The organism is Neisseria sp. P0021.S007, from assembly GCF_051956855.1.
This window is the reverse complement of record NZ_JBQCXA010001719.1, coordinates 1-443: the sequence shown is the minus strand read 5'-3', so window position 1 is coordinate 443 and position 443 is coordinate 1. Positions and strand designations below refer to the sequence as shown.

Sequence of the window (443 nt, the reverse complement as noted above, 5' to 3'; positions counted from 1 at the left end):
CGCCAGCTTTACAGGTGGGTTTTGCTCACCACTTCGTCGCCGTAGCGGATGTTCCCTTTGTGCCCCACTTCGCCGAAAACCGTTTTCATCAGCGAGGATTTGCCCGTACCGTTCGGGCCGAGCACGGAGGAGACTTTGCCTTGTTCCGTCGTCAAATCGATACTGTCGGCGACCACATAATCGCCGCGCCGGATATGGACGTTTTCAAGTTTCAACATTTCAGACGACCTACCGTTTCGTTAACACAATCCAGAAGAAGAACGGCACGCCGACAAACGACGTAACGATGCCCACCGGAAACAGCGCGCCGGGGATAATCACCTTGGACAACACGCTCGCCACCGATAAAAACGCCGCCCCCGCCAGCATCGCGCCGGGCAGGAAGAAACGTTGGTCTTCGCCCAAAAGAATCCGCGCCACATGCGGTGCGACTAGTCCGATAA

The 443-nt window shown here is 56.4% G+C and carries 1 protein-coding gene and 1 pseudogene; both read right to left on the bottom strand.

Annotated features, from left to right (window positions below):
* Positions 1–11: 11 nt before the first annotated feature.
* Positions 12–218 (bottom strand): annotated as a pseudogene (locus ACTHUR_RS21110) (ATP-binding cassette domain-containing protein); the annotation flags it as partial.
* 10 nt (positions 219–228) lie between these two features.
* Positions 229–443, bottom strand: a 215-nt coding sequence (locus ACTHUR_RS21105) for an iron chelate uptake ABC transporter family permease subunit (RefSeq protein WP_440400763.1), incomplete at its 5' end; no start/stop codon positions are given.